Source organism: Pedobacter sp. ISL-64, assembly GCF_018613605.1.
Classification (GTDB): domain Bacteria; phylum Bacteroidota; class Bacteroidia; order Sphingobacteriales; family Sphingobacteriaceae; genus Pedobacter.
This window is the reverse complement of record NZ_JAGGPU010000010.1, coordinates 150,350-169,305: the sequence shown is the minus strand read 5'-3', so window position 1 is coordinate 169,305 and position 18,956 is coordinate 150,350. Positions and strand designations below refer to the sequence as shown.

Genomic DNA, 18,956 nt, shown 5'->3' with positions numbered 1-18,956 from the left:
TTAAATTTAATGTTTATAATTCGATTATGGCTTATCCCACCACATTCTGTTGTTAATACTGTTACTTGTCCAGCCTTGTTGAGCTAGGGCCGCATTATAATTATCTCTATTTGTGGTTTGATCTGCTGTAGGATATCCAACACGTCTAGGAATAACTGTTCCATTTTGCGAGTTCGGCCCTGGAACCAACGCAGGAAAACCTGTTCTTCTAAATTCTGTCCAGGCTTCCCATCCATCCAAATACAGCGCAATCCATCTTTGCGTACCAATTTGCTGTAAAGCTGTTGCAGGGTTATAAACAATACCTGTAGCTGTTTTAAATGTTGGGTTCGCAACACCGTACTGAGCCAATGATGCATCTATACCCGCATTATAATATGTTGCGGCAGCTACATCACTACCAGCTATCCAACCTCTCTTAGCTGCTTCTGCTAAAGCAAACTGAACTTGTGCTCCAGTAAAAATATATGCTGGCGAGCCCGCACCTCTTAAGGTAGTTCCGATACGGCTATAAGAATTAGGAATGTTTGTCTGTACTTGCGTACCAAACTGTAACCCAATAACTTGATTTCCCGCTAAAACTTCACCGTAAATTGGCAATCTTGGATCAGTACCTGTGCCATTATTCTTCATAATGTCAACTAAAGTTTTACTGATTGCAAAATCATTACGATTAGAAATGCTATAATTATTATACCATGGATTATAGTTATTTGGATCACCGCTTAAAAACTTATAAGTTAATGTCTCACCCGCCGCAAGTGGGGTAGCTGCTACAGCAGAAGCAAACTCAGTTGCTGCTAGCTCACCTGCATTCGGATAAACTTTTGATAATCTTAATGCCATTAACAATCTTTGGGTAGCTGCAAATTTCTTCCATGAAGTCATATCGCCACCAAACAGAATATCACCTGTAGGTCCAGCACCACCATCTATCTGGGCAACCGCTTCTTTCAGTTCTTTAAAAAGATCTTTATAAATATCTTCCTGTTTCGAAAATTTAGGGGTAATGTTTTCACTATTTAAGGCCTCAGCATAAGGCACATCGCCCCATCTATCAGTTACTTTCCAAAACACATAAGCTTTCATGATACGGGCTACAGCTATTTGGTTATTTATAGAACCATTTGCAGCAGCATCTGCTTCTGGCGCCCCTGCCTTTGCAAACGTAATTACTTGGTTTAAGTTTTTAAGAACCTCAGAATAGAAAGAATAGTAGCTTGGGTTCAATGTACTTCCTGCATCATTAAAAGGAGACACGGTTAAATATGGGCCTTCAGAAATGTGCTGCCCAAAAATCGCCCCTGTTGAAGACAAAATTGTGGTAGGGTTAGCATTAGTAGCTCCATTAACCTGACTTTTTTGTATTGCGTAAGTTAACAATGCTTTCGTTGCTGCTTTTGCTACCCTTGTTTGATCGACATTCGTATCGCCGAACTCACGAAATTTATTACACCCTGAAGCTAAAATACTAACCCCAAGCGTCATAAATATATATTTTTTAATATTTTTCATATCCTTATAAATTAAAGCCCAACTCTTAAATTAAGACCAAATGTACGAGATGACGGTAACTGTCCGCCTTCCTGCCAGAAATTTTCAATTTCCGATGGGTCAACACCATATTTTTTTCCAGGAGCAGATATTAACCATGCATTACCTACAACCAAACCTAAGTTAGCTGATTTAAGGAAACCTGTTTTCACCAAAATTTTACTTGGTAAATTATAACCCAATCTAACTTCCCTTAATTTCAGGTAAGAAGCGCTGATCATAAAAAGTTCACCTGATCCGGTTTGCATACCATTGTAAAATGCGGTACTGGCATCTACATATCTTGTATTTGGTTGGCCGTTTGCCAGAACTCCAGCAAATTTATAACCACCACCTTGGGCAACAGGCAATCTCCAGTCGATACCTTTATCATTTACACCAACCGTTTCTTGAGATAAACCACTACCCATATTAAATGCACGAGTAGTAGAGTTAAACAAGCCACCTTTCTGGAAATCTATTGAAAATCCTAAATCGAAATCAAATACCCTTAATGAACTGTAAGCACCTCCATTGAATTTTGGACGGGCATAACCAATAAATTGATTCGTTGTTGAGGTAGGCAAACCACTTGCAGCAATGATTACATTACCATTAGCATCGCGGTTCCAGGTACGGCCTAATATATAACCCCATTCTTCGCCTTCACGTAAATTTAAGGTATTACCGAAGAATGTACTTGTTTGATAGATTACATTAGTTTGTTTATCTGTGATTTTGTTCACGATAGTTTTAGATTTACTAAAGTTTACTGTCAAATCCCAGCTCACATTTTTTGACTGAACCGGCGTACCAGTTAAGCTAAACTCGAAACCTTTATTTGTTAAATCACCTGCATTGATTAAGTTACTTGTATAACCAGTTGCACCATTTAAGGTTACGCCTAAGATTTGGTTTTTGTTTTTGTTGATGTAATAAGCAAAATCTAATCCGATTCTGTTTTTCAAGAATTTCAACTCAGTACCAACCTCAAACGAATTGGTTTTAGCCGGAATTAATCTTCCATTTCTAAATTCGTTACCAATCGCTAATGAAGGATTAGTCTCATAGGCAGGAGCAGTGTTGTATTGAAGATTTACTCTATAAGGATCTACATCAGAACCTACTTGAGCATAAGCCAATCTTAATTTACCAAACGATATAGCCTTTTTAATACCCTCTGGGAAAAACTCAGAGAATACAAACGAAGTTGAAACAGATGGATAGAAATACGAATTCAAATCTGGAGCGAATACAGATGACCAGTCATTTCTAGCTGTAACATCTAAATAAAGAAAGTTTTTATAGGCCAACGATGCTTTTCCGAAAATACTTCTAACTTCTTTTTCATAATAGTCGTTAGTTACTGTTGGGCGAGCTAAAGATGCGGCGATGTTAAAATAGTTAGGGAAGCTTAAACCGCCTGCAGTAGCCATGTCAATTCTCTCTCTTTTTTCATGACGGATGTTACCAGCTGCCAAAGCATTTAAAGTGAAATCGCCGAAAGTTTTATTATAAGTTAAGTTTAACTCATAGTTAAACTCAGTGTCAGTCCAGTTTCTTGTTTTGAAATAATCTTGTTGTAACCCGCCTGTTGCCATACGTTCGTCACCAGATTCGTTATTAATATTACCTCTTAAAAAACCTGCAATAGCTAAACCACTACCCAAATCATATTTTAAGCCTAAATTACCAACTAAACGATTATTTCTTTGCGTTCTATAGTTGTTATTTACAACCCAGAAAGGGTTATCCCAGTATTGAGGAGTTGTAATTGCGTCAAGATCTCCTGTACCATTTGGATTTCCAATATTCCATGAAGTCACAGTACCGTCGGCCAAAACTTGATGATCTCTTAGGTAATTCATGTCTAGTTGACGTTGAAACCACTGGTTAAATCCTTGAACCACATTTAAACCATCGTTGCGGTAAGTTTCATAAGGCTGTCCGATTCTATTCTCTTTAGCAAATTGAAAATCAGTGGATACTGTAAATCTTTTACTAATATCATATGACCCATTAACATTTAAAATATTCATTGATCGATTAGCATTCTCTTGGACAAGAGATCGAGTTTGATTAGTATACCCAACACGTAAATTATAACCTTCTCCGCCTGTTGTGAATGCAATACTATTATTATAAGATCCGCCTGTTTTTAAATAATCTTTGATATTATCTGGCTGAGCAGTTAAAGGAACCAGTTTACCAAATTCTTCACCAGGGTACCAGCTGTAATAAGGACGATAAAGGGTTGTGCCGTCGATTTTTGGTCCAAAACTTGCATCGGCTCCATAATCCAACATATTTTGTCCATTAAAAGCCGCCCAAGAAGCTGGGTGAATAGCTGGATTATAAACAAATTTTTCGAACTGTCCGGTATATCCACCAGCATACTCATTCTGATAATCAGGCAATAAAGAAGTTTTCTCGATTGCAAGCCCAGAATTAATTTCGATCGAGGTTCCTGCTTTTCTACTACCTTTTTTACTGGTTACAATTACAACGCCATTATAGGCACGTTGGCCGTACAATGCTGTAGCAGCCGCACCTTTAAGCACGGTAATGCTTTCAATATTATCCATATTGACGTTGGCCTGATCAGCAGGTGTTCCATCCACAACAAATAATGGAGATCCTACCGTAAAACCATTAATTCCACGAACAATAACTGAAGCATTATCGAATGATGAACTTGGTGATCCATTTAACTGAACACCAGCAACCTTACCCGCTAACGCAGTACTGATGTCAGTGTTTTTTGCAATTGTAAGTTTTTCACCCTTTATTTCAGTGGCAGCATAACCTAAAGCTCTAGCTTCCCTTTTTTCACCTAATGCAGTTACAACAACTTCAGATAATGAAGTGGCATCAGAAAGTAAAACAACGTTTATTGTTGTAGAGGAACCAATGGTTTTGGTTTGTGTAGCAAATCCTATTGAACTAAAGACTAATGCTGTTGCAGAACCTGAGACTCTTAAAGAGTATTTACCGTCTGCACCTGTAACGGTACCTCCTGAGGCACCTGAAATTTTTACGCTTACACCGGGAATTGGTAATTTGTCATCCGCAGCGGTAACCGTACCAGTGATTGTTCTTTCCTGAGCAATTGCCGTTACAGCAACGCACATAAGAATGAACAAACTTTGTAGAAGTTTTTTCATAATTTAAAAATAGGTTAGTTAATGATTCGCCTAATTTAGGTTATGAAAGTCAGGATCGAAAATTTTTTTTAACAAATTTTAACAAATCGCCGCATTACATATCTAATAAATTGATTTTAAGCATTTTACAAAAAAATAAATTTTGTTTCTTATCTGAATTAAATGACATAAGCAACAGATTCTGAGTGAAATTCTTAAAAAAAATGCTCTTTTTAAAGAAAAAAATTCAAGTCTTGAACCGAAAGTATGTTTAATTTGACGAAATAAGCTTGAGATTTTCTTTCTTAAGCCCAAAAAATGATTGTATATAGTTCATGTAAAGTATTTTACATACATGTGCAAAAATCTATTCAGAAAGATAAATCTGTGCGTATTAAAAAAAAGTAGAAATCGCGCCTAATACCCACAAAAAATTATATTCCCGAATAAGGTTTTTCCACCCTCCCAGAAGTTTCTAAACAGCGGGTCATTAGCCAAATAAATTACCTTGCCACGGCCGAAATCTTGTACACCGATTAAAAGCCCAGTTTTAAGCTCTTCCCTTGCCTTTTTACCCACTACACCGGCAATTAAACTTTTTTCGTTAATTAAACCCACATTCCAACCTTTAACAAAAGGCTCATAAATCTTACGGTCTGTTTTTAAACTGTAGTAAGTTTTACCCAAACCATAGGAAAACGGGTGACTAGCATCGAGATTGATCCGATAAATGGCACCTGGTATGGTAGTTTCGAAATCATCTCTGTCCTTATCCTTGAAAAGAAGTTTGTTTGCCTCTGGCTTTTCATCTTTTTTTACAACGGCCTCCTTCTTTTTAATATCAAATCCCTTTTTCTCGAATACACTTTCGATGGCATCTTCCATCAAAATCAATCTTCCTCCTTTATTCAGCCACGCGGTTAAACCATCGCCTATAAAAGCACTGTAACTTCCATCTGGTAAAATCAAGGTGTTTACCTTATTAATATCCAGGTTATTCAGATCCTTGGCATTAATAATACTTGGTGAAAGATTTAGATCATGTTCAAGAAAAAACCAAGCTTCGCCAAACGCAAGAGAAGAAACCTCCATACCAGATACAATGGCAATTTTAGGCTGTTTTAACAATGGATAAACGTTAGAGCCAAAATCTTTCCCCTTTTCTACAAAACCACTGCTAATTGCCTGAATTGGTCTGTTCAAGTTTTTGGCGATCGATGCAACCTTATCTTTCATCCCTTTGATCAGTCTTTCGTTTTCTGCCCTCAACACAATTAGGGTTCCGGCAGGATAGTCTTTACCATTTACAGAAAAGGGCTGATCGGCCTGCCTAACTTTTATGTTTTCTTTTTGTAGTGCCGTTAAAACCTGAACATCTTCGCTTGTTCCCCAACTAAACAACCAGGCTAGGGGCTTCTCAAGTTCATTACTGATTATCTTTGGCTCTTCAATCACTGAGAATTTTCCTTTTATGCTTTCTTTGCTGGCATAGCCCTTTAATCCGTACACATAAGGTAGGGCCCAGGCTGTAATATCATAAGTATTAGAATCCGTTACGAGGGTTTGGGGCTCTAATAAAACGTTAGCCAAAACTGCCCTTGGCTGCTGAATATTAACAATTAAATCGTTACGGGTGATGCTAAAATTTTCTTCCTTTTGGGTATCATAGTCATAACCTCTTCCCGTTTTATCACCACCAAAAGCAAATTCGATTTTATTTTTAGTTAGCAGTTCAGCCAGTTTTTTTAAGCGTGACAAATTAGTCGCTTTGATGATATAGCTTTTATAAATGCCAGGACTACTGGCCAATTCTTGCTGGAAATATTTTTTATACTCCTCTAATAATTTATTATGGTTTAAAGAGGTTATTTCAAGGGTCGACATCCCTGTTGTAAAGTGGTGTGCTATACGGTCTTTTAGGGTTAACGTATCGCCATCATTAGTTACTACAGATAACCCGGCCCTGATTCCTCCCTGCTCATAGGTCATACCAATTGATCCATTATATAAAGGATAAGTATCGCCATAAGATGGGTATAGCAAATCAAACCGTTCCTTGGTGAAGTATTGCCATCCTTCTGCATCAAAATATTTGGCATTATTTTTACCGACTACCACCTGGAAACTTTTTTGCCAAGGCGTAATGTCCTGATGAACCGGTTCTGCCGCCGGTGCAAAATAGTAAGGTTCATTATAGCTTTGCTCATGAAAATCGACATGCACCTGAGGCATCCATTGGTTATACAACGCTAACCTTTGCACGCTTTCAACCTGTGTTTGCCAGGCCCAATCGCGGTTTAAATCGAAATAATAATGATTTGGCCTACCACCTGGCCATGGCTCTATGTGTTCTCTTGATAATGGATCGGAATTGGGGGTTTTCCCCACTACACTATTAAAATAATTCACATAACGGTCTCTTCCATCGGGGTTTAAACAAGGGTCAATCACTACAACTGTATTTTTTAACCATTCTGTTGCAGGTTTATTATTACCCGAAACTAAGGTATAAAGCATCTTCATTGAAGTTTCAGTTGAGTTTGCCTCATTACCATGTACATTATAACTTAACCAAAGTAAAGCAGGCTGGTTTGTTAAATCTACACTATTAGTGGTGCCCGTTGCTAAAACTAAATTGTTGTTCCTAATCTGTTCGAGTTTGCTTATGTTTTCTGGTGAAGAAACAACTGCCACCATTAAGGGTCTGCCTTCATTGGTTTTACCGTATTCTATCAGTTTCATGTTTTTAGCAGAAGCCGCAGCGGTTTGCCTAAAATAATCGGCTACTTTATGGTGTGGAGTAAAGTGCGAACCTAACTGGTAGCCCAAAAAATCATCAGGACTTTGTATTTGGCTATAAACGTTTAGATTAGTGAATAAAGCAAGGCAGAACAGAACGTATCTCATGAAAAAATAATTGTTTAACCAATAATACATAAAATAAAAATGATTTGAACCCCCACATTCATATCATTTTTGTGGTCAAGTACTTCTTCTGAATAAAAATAAAGCCCCCATTACCGGAGGCTTTATTTTAAAATCAGATCATATAGCCACACCATATTGGCCTGCTATGTAAACCAAATCTAATTGGCCCACCAAACTTTAGTTGACGTAGCTATACTTTGCTGGGGCTGTGGATTTGACGTGATTTCTTGTGAAGGGTAAGGAAAGCGCTGTGGGATATAAGGCTTAAAGGCATTCTGTACCACAGATAAACTTGGATATCCTGTTCTACGCCAGTCGTTGTACACTTCAAGAGATAAAAAATCGGCAACATATTTTTCGCCAATTATAGTTTTTAACGGAGTAACGGCATCAAGTGTTGCGTGAGTTGCCAAATAAGTAGCCTTATCTGTTGCAGCAACTTTTAGCATATCCATATGGGCAGCAATGGCACTGTTATATATCGGCGTAGCCGCTGCCGCTCCTGATTTGTAAAGTGTAGCCTCCGCTTTAATAAATAATGCTTCAGCATAGGTAGCCAGATAAACCGGGGCTGCTTGTGCAATGCCCTGTTTGATCTCATCTTTGTCAACATACCCTCCATAAAAATAACCGACGGTAGCGTAAGTAGCTGGGTCCGTGGCTGCAGCAGTACCGCTCGTTCTGCCAATATAATCTTTACCAGAACCTGGATTTGCTAATATTGGTAATCTTGGATCGTTGTTTGATTTTAAAGCATTAACAAAATATGAGGACAAAACAACACCTCCCGCGCCTGGCAAAGTATTCTGGTACCAAGGATTTTCGGCTTTTGGTCCACCAGCATAGATTAGCCTGGCATTATCATCATTTGACTCGAAACCGTTTTGAAGAGCGGTAAGTGCCAAATCTGCCTGAGTTGCCGCATTGTAGCCTGCTGCTTTACTTAAACGCAGGTAGTACCTTGCTTTAAGGGTATAAGCAAATTTTTTCCAGGCAGCCAAATCCCCCCCGTAAATAAGGTCATCTCCGCCCATAGCCTTATTCGTATTTGGTGCATTTAGCTTCACAATGGCATCATCAAGAGTTGTTTGAATAACTTTATAAATGCTTTCTTGCGAATCATAAGCTGGCTTAAGTCCATCCAAAGCATTAAAAGCCTGGGTGTAAGGTATATCGCCCCACAAATCGGTACAAACGGCTAAATTATAAGCCAATAAAATTTTACCTACGCCCGAATAACTGGTATTACTTTTCTTATCCGCATCGCTGATCATATTGCGCAGGTTATAAAAAATAGCAGGATAAAGGTCAAAGCTCCAGGTATTGTTTACATCTGTTGGAGTAATACGATAGGTATCGATATTTGGCGATTCTTGATTTAGCGCCAGCTGTTGTGTCCAATAAGCCGTCGTTATTGAAGGGTACCCCCCAGCAATCTGCGTAGTGGTATAAAGCTCAACAGGGGTTAAAATTAACGATTCCTGTACTTTTAATGGATTATTGGGATCTTGATTGATATCAAGAAATTTCTTACAACTACTAAAAGAAAGCAGTAATAAAGTGGCTATTGAATAATATATAACTTTCATGTTTGCTTAGATTAAAAGGTTGCTTTTATTGCAAAATTATAACTCCTGTTTGTTGGGGTAACAAAATTGGTAAAACTTGCTCCATTACCTGTTCCATACAAACTCACCTCTGGATCTGAACCAGTATAATGGGGGGCATAGATCCATAAGTTTCTGCCAGTGGCAGCTATACTCAATCCTTTAAATGGAGTTCTCTTTAGAAGCGATGGATTAAAACTGTAAGATAAGGTTACCTGTCTTAATTTATAATAAGTGCCATCCTCTACACCTGTTTCATCTACCACGCTCTCATTATTTTGGTAGTATCCCTGATCCAGTTTTGCAACCGTTGTATTTACCTTCCCGTCACTTTCTCTGATTCCGTCGAAAACTGTTGTTGCTGTTCTATCTTCAGTCTTTTTAGTTGTCCCGTAAAAATCTAAATAATGGCCATCTAAATTATAAACATCACCGCCATACCTCATGTCGAATACGACTGATAAACTAAAACCTTTATAAGCGAAACTTGTAGTTAAGCCGGCATTCCATTTTGGTGTTGTGTTTCCGATTACGCCAAGTTGATCATCAATAATCGGATAGCCCTCATCATCAATCAATAACTTACCATCGTTATTTCTTTTATACCTGGAACCATATATTACACCATAAGGTTGGTTTTTGTAGGCAAAAATACCTGGGTTTGTAAAGCCGGCAAATTGGATATTATCCAAATCTTTACCCAGTTCTGTAACTTCATTTTTAATTTTTGAGAAGTTAAGTCCAATATTCCAGGTAATATCCTTTGTTTTAATCGGTGTGCCGTTAAGTATTAACTCTATCCCCCTATTGTACATGCTGGCGGCATTAATTGTTGCAGCATTAAAACCTGATGACGGCGTAATTGGAGTAGTGGTAATCAAATCAACGCTTTTTTTGTCGAAGTAAGTAGCTTCTATACTTAGTCTACTTCTGAACATCTTTAGCTCAAGCCCTGTTTCAAACTCTTTTAATCCTTCATTTTTAAGATTAGGATCACCATAGGTATTGGTCATTAAAAACCCGTTGTTTTTATCGTAAGGGAATTCGATGTTCGAAATTACAGGATGAAGATAAGGTGTAGTTAGTGCATATGGGCCTACGTTATCGTTTCCTACATAAGAGTACGACAGTCTGATCTTACCAAAATTTAATATGTCATTATCTTCTAAATGAAGTGGCTCGGTAAAAATAAAAGCTGCCGATGCTGAACCATATGGATAATAATTTTTATCCTGACTCAAAACCGAAGTTCCGTCATAACGCCCGGTTAATGAAAAGGATAACATTCTTTTATATTCGGTTGTTAATTGTGCATAATACCCAACTTTTCTTCTGGTGTAATTATTTATGGAAGATATTTGAGTAGAGGCATTGTTAATATTGTAAAAATCAGCAGCCGATAAACCTACTCCTTTATCAAACACAACCCTTTGCGAGTTGCTTAGAATGTTGTTACCTACTAATATGCTACCAAACCAATCTTCATTAAAGTTCTTCTTGGCCTCAACAATAATGTCATTATTAAATTGCTTATAATTTATTTCACGGTTATACATCTTACCATCTTCAGATTCTCCACCTACTATTCCTTGTGCCTCATGGTAGTTGCTGTTATCATTGTAAATGTCAGCACCACCACGTTCAGTTATGGTTAACCATGATAAAGGATTGTAACTCACAGTAAGTACAGGTAAAAAACGGTTAACTGCAGATACAAACTTAGTATTATCTACCAACCAATATGGATTGTTTCTGGCCGCTCTGTATACACGTTGCGAGCCATCAGGGTTTGTGGTTGGGAATGGATCCCAGGAGATAGGGGCAGCATAAACAGTCCAATAAGGGCTAGCCAATCCATTTCCTTCTGCTAAACGGTTATTCACAGAATTAACATAATTAAACTGTCCCGTAACAGTGATATCTTTTGTGATTTTATTGGAAAATTTCGTGAATAACGAGTGTCTTCCAAAATCTGTTGATGGCACTGTTCCGTTCGTTTTTAGATAGGAATAAGAAACCAGATAAGTTGAGTTATCTGTTGAACCATTTACTGCTAAAGTATTATCAGTTGTAAAACCTGTTTTAAAGAACTCCTTTCTAGGGTCGTGCTTTTGCACTGGCTGTCCATTTACCGTTAAACCATCAATAAGTGGCCCCCATGAAGATGAACTGAGTTGGCCATTATTCCCATCAACATAAACGCCATTGCTGCCTTGGGCATACTTATCTTGAAACTCAGGAAAAATAGGGTTATCAAATGTTATTCCAGAGCTTAAGGTTACGGAAGGTTTTCCTTTTCCTGTTTTGGTGGTAATAATTACTACGCCTCTAGCGGCAGCAGCACCGTACAAAGCACTCGCGGCAGCTCCTTTTAAGATGGTTACACTTTCAATAATATTTGGATCAATATCTATGGCACGGTTCGATGTTCCGCCGGCACTTAATGCTCCATCAGGATTACCTGCTTCGGAGTTATCAATTGGCACTCCGTCTAAAATAAAAAGCGCGCCGTTTTCTCCTGTTAATGAAGTATTTCCTCGAATTACAATTTTTGAGGAGCCTCCGGCAGCACCACTTGAATTGGTAATTTGCACACCAGCAACCTTACCTGCCAGGGCATTAACCAGGTTATTTTCTTTTGCATCTACCAACGCGCTTCCACTAACCTCTTGTGTAGAGTAGGTAAGCGTACGTTTCTCCCTCTTTATACCTAAGGCTGTTACTACTACCTCTCCTAAGATTTTCGAATCTGGAAGTAGCACCACGTTGATTACATTAGAAGAACCTATGTTTACTGTTTGCATCAAGAATCCCAAGGAAGAGAATTGTAAACTTTTTGCACCCGACGAAATTTTTAGAGAGAATTTCCCATCTGCTCCGGATGACACACCTATATTGGTACCGATTACCTTAATACTTACCCCGGGAATTGGCGTTCCATCTTCTTTAGCGGTAACCGTACCCGTAATGGTTCTTTCTTGTGCCATTGCGATGGATGCAAATAGCAACAGAACGAATAAACTTTGTAATAGTTTCTTCATGATTTAAATTAGTTTAGTTAATAATGATCGAAAAGCAATGCTCAAAAACTGCCGCAATTCGTTTATTCAGCAATGAATGTAGAGTCTTTCTGAAGGAAATTGATGAAGAAATAGTGAAGATTGGAAAAAGAGTGTTTTATTTGGGCTTGATTCGTAATTTTACCTTCGCAATCTATTTAAAATGACAAATACAGAAACCCTTTATCAGCATTACTTACAGCATAATATTATTTCTACCGATACCAGAAACATTAGCCCGGGTTGTATCTTTTTTGCGCTTAAGGGAGATCTTTTTAATGCCAACGAATTTGCTGCTCAAGCTATTGAAAAAGGCGCTGCTTATGCAGTTGTAGATGAAGAAAAGTATGCCAAAAATAGTCAATGCCTATTGGTTGACGATGTATTAAGCACTCTGCAGGATCTGGCACGTTATCACCGCAAACAATTAAATATCCCGGTAATCGGTTTAACGGGCAGTAATGGGAAAACAACCAGCAAAGAATTGGTAAATGCTGTTTTAGCAGAACGATACAAAACCTTTGCCACATTCGGCAATTTAAACAATCACATTGGTGTTCCGTTATCTATCTTGTCCATCACTGGTGAGGTGCAGATTGCGGTAATCGAAATGGGAGCAAACCATCAGAAGGAAATAGAACTGCTTTGTACCATTGCTCAGCCCACACATGGCATTATTACCAATGTTGGCATGGCACACTTAGATGGATTCGGCGGATTTGAAGGGGTAAAAAAGGGCAAAGCAGAACTTTATGCCTATTTAAAAGAAACCCATGGTTATACTTTTATCAATAGAGACAATCCATACTTGCTTGAAATGAGCACTGCCGCAGGTTTAAACAAACTGATTTATTATGGAACAGAAAATGGCAATACCATTAAAGGTAAATTAAAAAGCAGCGACCCTTTTATTGAGGTAGATTGGACTAACCACGAGGTTTCTTCTTCTGTTAAAACCAATTTAACAGGTAGTTATAATTTCGAAAACATTCTTGCTGCAATCTGTATTGGCGATTTCTTTGATATGACTCCGGATGAAATCAATTCCGGTTTATCTAATTATCAGCCAAAAAATAACCGTTCTCAATTAACCAAAACAGAAAAGAATACGGTAATCTGCGATTTTTATAATGCAAACCCAAGCAGCATGACCGCTGCACTGAAAAATATTGCAGTATTATCGGCCGATAAAAAGACTGCTATTTTGGGTGATATGTTTGAGCTTGGACCAGAATCTCATGAACAGCATGAACTCATTGCGAAACAGGCAAATGAAAGTGGTTTAGATCAGCTAATTTTTATCGGGAAGGATTTCTATTCATTTAAAGACAATTTTAAGGGAATATTTTTCGAAAGCCCGGCCGAAGCAGCCGCATATTTACAGGAAAACCCGGTACAGGATCATTTGGTATTGTTAAAAGGATCAAGAGGAATGAAACTGGAAAGTTTGTTACAGTATCTGTAGTTTCAAATCCGCGAAGAGCAGTATCGATAACTTAAACATTCTGCTGTCAGTCTGAGCTTGTCGAAGACCTCTTAATTTTCGAAATAAATAAAACATTTGTCCTTCGACAGGCTCAGGATGACAACGTTTTATTATTTCTCCCTAAGTGAATGGCATTACCTTAGGGCGTAAAACCAAAAAAGCGCCCCGATTTAAAATCTGGACGCTTTTCTTTTTTAAATTTCTTTAAAATGTACAGGCAATTTTGCCATACACATACCTACCGCTAAAACCAAACTGGCTAACAGCTCTTGAGTACAAGAACCTCCCATTCGAGGTATTGTCTAATCCCCCTGAATAATTGCCCGCAGCGTTTCCGCTCAAATTATTTTCATTATTACGCGGATCGATATATAATTTATCAGGGTAAACATCAAAAATATTATTGGCCCCAACAGTAACCGACCAGGTTTTATTTGCTGTATAACTTACCGAGAAATCAGTTATCCATTTTGGCGCAAAAGTTTGATCCAATTGCGTAGGCAAACCATTGGCAGCAACATTGGGATCGATAGCATTTAAATAGGTAACCTCGCCAAAACGAACTGTTCTTGCCACAAACGATAGTTTATTTACATTATAAGTTGCGGTAATATTTAGTTTGTTTTTAGGCACTGAACTTTCGAAACGGGAGCGCTCCAAACGATCGAAAAGTTTAGCCTTTAATGTAGGATCACTTTCAATTTTATCAGAACCCTGAATACTTCTCACCACGGTTTTGTTTACATTTCCGGCAACACTTAAAATTAAGCTGCTTTTTGCACCCAAATTGAACTTATTGGTTAAAACAACATCGATACCTGCGGTATTGGTGGTAATGGCGTTGGTAAAAAACTGTACACTGTTAATTTGTGCCGCTGGATCTACCGTATTTAAAATCTGATTCACCACGCCGGTTGGCACTAAAACACCACCAGAACGTTCGCGGGCATACTGGCTGGAGAAAACAATACGGTCGCTGATATCAATGTTATAAGCATCGATGGTAAAAGTAAAGGTTTTGGCGATTTTGCCTGCTAAACCTAAACTTCCCGATTTAGAAATTTCAGGTTTTAATGCGCCTACACCAAATTGGGACACAATAGGATTTGCATTATTTACAGTTAAAACCTGCGTTGCATTGGTGCCTACAAACTGTGTACTCTCATTATTAAAATATTGTTGGTGTAAAGATGGTGCCCTAAATCCTGTGGAATAAGCTCCACGCAGCGAAACATCACTAAAAAGCTTAACCTTACCCGTAAATTTATACGAGAAGTTAGAACCGAAATCACTATAATTTTCGTAACGGCCCGCAGCCCCTAAAGTTACCCGGGGCCCAAACTCGGCTTCAAGATCGGCATAAGCACCAACATTGTGCCTCGATTTATCTAATGCGTTGCTCGGTTTAAAGCCTGGGAATACCTGCGCACCTGATGCCGTAGGGGATGTCCCGATCAATCTTCCACCATTTGAGTAGGACAAAAGCTCACCTTCTTTGATCTGGTAATTATCTATCCTGAATTCAGCACCAAATGCCGTATTTAATGAGGTTAAAAATCCACCGTCAAAAGTGTGCTTTTTGCTTAAATCAAGATTACTGGTGTTTTGTCTGAACAGCAATTCTCCTGCATAAAACGAAGTAGGACTAGTGCCTGTTGGTAATGAGGCATTTACCGTGTTGTCAATATTAAACTCAATGGTATTTTCTCCACTTGTATTACTTAGGTCGTAATCCCAAGCGCCTATCTTACCCCTCAACCCGGCTGAGAATGAATAATCATTAATCTTGGTATCGATGAAAGGCAAAAATCCATTAGGATAGATGGATAAATCAATCTGTGTTGTTTGTGTCGGCAGGCGATAAAACCCCGCGGCACTTCCGGTTTTATGGGTAAAGCCAGCTGCATAGTACAATTGAGTGGTTTTACCAAAATTAAACTGTCCGTTTAAAAAACCACCACCGTTTTTCGAATCGGAGTTACCCACACGCATGTTGTTTCTATCCAAGCCGTTTGCTCTTGCCCTTGCATCATCAGCAGCCTTTAAGCTTGCAAAACGGGCTTGAAAATCTGCCTCAGTTTCTGTTGAACCTTTAGTTGGGTTAGCAGAATATAATAACGGACGGGTATCTAAGCCACCCCTGTTTGTATAGCCTCTTTGGAGGTACTGTGCCGCAAAATTGATGAAACCTTTATCATTTTTAAATGCCCATCCTTTGCTAAAATCAACCTGGAAGGTTCTGCCATCGCTAAAATCGCGCCCTAAAGCACTTGATGAAGACTGACCGAAAGAGGTAGAAAAACTATACGGTGTTACCTTTTTTAACACAATGTTGATCACCCCTGCAATGGCATCCGAACCGTACTGCGCTGCAGCACCATCACGTAGCACCTCTATGCGTTCTATTGCCGAAACCGGGATGGAGTTTAAATCGGTTCCGACAGAACCCCGCCCGAAAGTACCATTAATGTTTACCAGTGCTGTAGTATGCCTACGTTTTCCGTTTACCAGCACCAAAACCTGATCTGGTCCTAAACCACGTAAAGATGCAGGATCGATGTGATCGGTTCCATCAGCAACGGTTTGCCGGTTAGAGCTAAAAGATGGCGCTACAAAGTTTAAAATCTGCGTTAAATCTGTTTGCGCAAATACTTTAACGTCTTTTGTAGAAATCAGATCAACAGGAACCACACTTTCGATGTTCGTTCTTGGCGTTGACCTTGATCCAACCACAACTACATCACTTAACAGTTCTTTCGCATCCTGCAATGCAAAATCCATCGTTTTTACGGCATTATCGATCTGAACTGCTACTTCGGCCGTTTGGTAGCCTGTAAAAGAAATCCTCACTTTATAAGCCCCGGGTGAAGGAAATTTTAAGGCATAGAGCCCATTTCCATCAGATGATGTTCCAATTTTTGAGCCAACTACCTGAACGGTAGCACCTGGGATAGCCAAGCCGGCAGAATCAGTAACCTTACCCTTTAAGCCTTGGGCAAATAATTGAGGAGAAATTAAAATGAGGAGAAGGGGTAGGATGTTTTTGAGTAAAATTCGTATCATAGTTCATAGGTTTATAAACAATAATAACAATTTTATTACAAAGATTTAGTGCGAGATCTAATTTTTCCAAATAAAATTTCGAAAAACCCAGTCAAAGGCAAATAAATAAGGACAATGGGTTAAATAATCAATAAGATGCTAAGTGAAAACAAAACTTATCTTGCCTCTTCAATCAATAAACCAACATCACTTACTTCTAAAAGTGGGTTATCGCGCATATTCTGCTCGATTTCGATCTCAAACTTACCATTTCGGGGAAAATGATGGTTGGTTAACATCGGCAGGGTATAACTAAATACATTCCCGGAACCACTGCCCAACCATTCGCCATCATTTTTGGCGAGTTTGTATTGATAACGCCGGGTTATCATCTTCTTGCCATCTTTAAAATGGGCAAGGATAAAAATATTGGCATATTTATAATCGGCGGTATGTCTAACCTTAAAATAAATGTTGTAGGCCTTAGTATTATCCTTAACCTCAAACGGTGTAGAAATATGGTTACGGTAGGTCCACCTGCGGTTGGCAATTTCTACATTACTATCAATTACGCTGGGTGTACAACCAACAAATAGCGAAGTAATGAATAAAAAGCCAAGCAAAATTATTTGCTTTTTATTCAGCAGCAGGTTTATTTTCTGAGCCATTATTATTGTTTCGGCGGTTATTGTTTTTCCTACGGTTATTCCTGTTTTTATTTTTGCTCTGTTCTGGCTTAACACCCTCGGCCGCTACATTTCCTTCAGCTTTTACTACAGGCTTTTGTGCTTGTGGCTGCTGTTGTTTTGGCTTATTGTTTTGAGGTTTTGGCCCATTAACATGCTGTGGTTTAGGCACTACCTGTTGTAGCTTTGGTCCATTAGGCTGTTGTTTGCCGCCTTGTTGAGCTTTCTGCGCACCCTGTTGAGGTTGCTGAGTTCTATTATTAGGGACTGCATTTTTCTCTCCGCCAGGAATTCTTTCTCTTTTATTTTGGTTGTTGTTGCGGCTGTTTTTCTGATTATTGTTTTTGTTCTGGCTGTTTTTACCTCTCGAGCGTTCATCTAAACGGGTTAAACTATCCTGACCAACTACATTTTCATAATCGAAAGGTTTTTCTACTACAACTGGCGCAGCAATCTGAACGGCCTCTTCTTTTAAGTTAGGCGCTTTTTTGCCCGCCTTGTTCATTGCCATGATCTCTTTTACACGCGCAGCTTTAACAGGAATCCAGTTTTCATCACCCTGGTAACTGAACCACATGATTTTTTTGAAAATGTCTGTTTTTTGATGACGGGCATAACCAGCCTCAGTATCAAGGTTTTCAATTCTATCGGGAATATCTTTTAAAGCGTCCAAATAGGTATCTAGCTCATAATTTAAACAGCATTTTAATTTACCGCATTGCCCTGCAAGCTTTAAAGTATTTAGTGATAAATTTTGATAACGCGCCGCAGCAGTAGATACGGTTTTGAAGTTGGTTAACCAGGTGGAGCAGCATAATTCTCTACCGCAGGAGCCAATTCCGCCTAAACGGCCAGCTTCCTGACGCATCCCGATCTGGCGCATTTCAATCCTGATACGGAAACTCTCTGCCATTTTTTTAATGAGCTCACGGAAATCCACACGTCCATCTGCTGTATAAAAGAAAGTGGCTTTGGTTTTGTCGGCCTGATAATCTACATCACTGATTTTCATCTGTAAACGAAGATCCAAGGCTAGTTTACGGGCTTTGTGCATCGTTTCCCACTCCATCCCTTTAGCGGCATTCCATTTTTCTACATCAGCTTCTGTAGCCTTACGGTAGATTTTTTTGGTTACCTGATCGAGCGCCGTTTTACGACGTTTCATCTGGATCCTTACCAATTCGCCCGTAAGCGAAACGTGCCCCACATCAAAACCACCAGTTGGTCCTTCAACGGCAACAAGTTCTCCAATTTCGAGATAAATGTTATCGTTATTAAGGAAAAACTCTTTGCGTGAGCCTTTAAATTTGATTTCTGTAACCTGAAAAGGTTTATAATTAGAAGGCATATCCAAATTAGATAGCCAATCGTGAACTTCCATTGTTTGGCAACCACCGGTGCCACATGAGCCATTACTTTTGCATCCATTAGGGGTGCAACCACCACCTGTTGAACAACTTCCACATCCCATA

General features: G+C 38.9%; 9 protein-coding genes. 1 reads left to right on the top strand and 8 read right to left on the bottom strand.

Features of this window, described 5'->3' with window-relative positions:
* Positions 1-24: 24 nt before the first annotated feature.
* The 5 genes from J7E57_RS14895 to J7E57_RS14875 form a co-directional block, all read right to left on the bottom strand.
* Positions 25-1,515, bottom strand: coding sequence for a SusD/RagB family nutrient-binding outer membrane lipoprotein (locus tag J7E57_RS14895; RefSeq protein WP_215165388.1), 1,491 nt, complete (start codon positions 1,513-1,515; stop codon positions 25-27).
* An 11-nt stretch (positions 1,516-1,526) separates the two neighbouring features.
* A complete protein-coding gene (locus tag J7E57_RS14890; protein WP_215165386.1) occupies positions 1,527-4,697 on the bottom strand; it encodes a SusC/RagA family TonB-linked outer membrane protein in 3,171 nt (1,056 codons plus the stop codon).
* Between the two features lie 396 nt (positions 4,698-5,093).
* Positions 5,094-7,583: a M14 family metallopeptidase gene (locus tag J7E57_RS14885; protein ID WP_215165384.1), complete on the bottom strand. Its 2,490-nt coding sequence runs from the start codon at positions 7,581-7,583 to the stop codon at positions 5,094-5,096.
* A gap of 179 nt (positions 7,584-7,762) precedes the next feature.
* Complete coding sequence (locus tag J7E57_RS14880; protein ID WP_215165382.1) at positions 7,763-9,193, bottom strand: SusD/RagB family nutrient-binding outer membrane lipoprotein; 1,431 nt, start codon at positions 9,191-9,193, stop codon at positions 7,763-7,765.
* An 11-nt stretch (positions 9,194-9,204) separates the two neighbouring features.
* Positions 9,205-12,252: a SusC/RagA family TonB-linked outer membrane protein gene (locus J7E57_RS14875; RefSeq protein ID WP_215165380.1), complete on the bottom strand. Its 3,048-nt coding sequence runs from the start codon at positions 12,250-12,252 to the stop codon at positions 9,205-9,207.
* A 181-nt stretch (positions 12,253-12,433) separates the two neighbouring features.
* On the opposite strand from J7E57_RS14875, the gene J7E57_RS14870 reads away from it, so the two are divergent.
* Positions 12,434-13,735 (top strand): UDP-N-acetylmuramoyl-tripeptide--D-alanyl-D-alanine ligase, encoded by a 1,302-nt coding sequence (locus tag J7E57_RS14870; RefSeq protein ID WP_215165373.1) that lies wholly within the window; start codon positions 12,434-12,436, stop codon positions 13,733-13,735.
* A gap of 225 nt (positions 13,736-13,960) precedes the next feature.
* Here the strand turns inward: J7E57_RS14870 and J7E57_RS14865 are convergent, their stop codons facing one another.
* The 3 genes from J7E57_RS14865 to J7E57_RS14855 all read right to left on the bottom strand — a co-directional run bounded on the left by J7E57_RS14865 (position 13,961) and on the right by J7E57_RS14855 (position 18,955).
* Complete coding sequence (locus J7E57_RS14865) at positions 13,961-16,819, bottom strand: TonB-dependent receptor (protein ID WP_215165371.1); 2,859 nt, start codon at positions 16,817-16,819, stop codon at positions 13,961-13,963.
* Positions 16,820-16,974: 155 nt separating this feature from the next.
* Complete coding sequence (locus J7E57_RS14860) at positions 16,975-17,466, bottom strand: gliding motility lipoprotein GldH (protein ID WP_215165369.1); 492 nt, start codon at positions 17,464-17,466, stop codon at positions 16,975-16,977.
* A complete protein-coding gene (locus tag J7E57_RS14855) occupies positions 17,435-18,955 on the bottom strand; it encodes a stage 0 sporulation family protein (protein WP_215165366.1) in 1,521 nt (506 codons plus the stop codon). Before J7E57_RS14855 ends, J7E57_RS14860 begins: the two co-directional genes overlap by 32 nt.
* Between the last annotated feature and the right edge of the window lies 1 nt (position 18,956).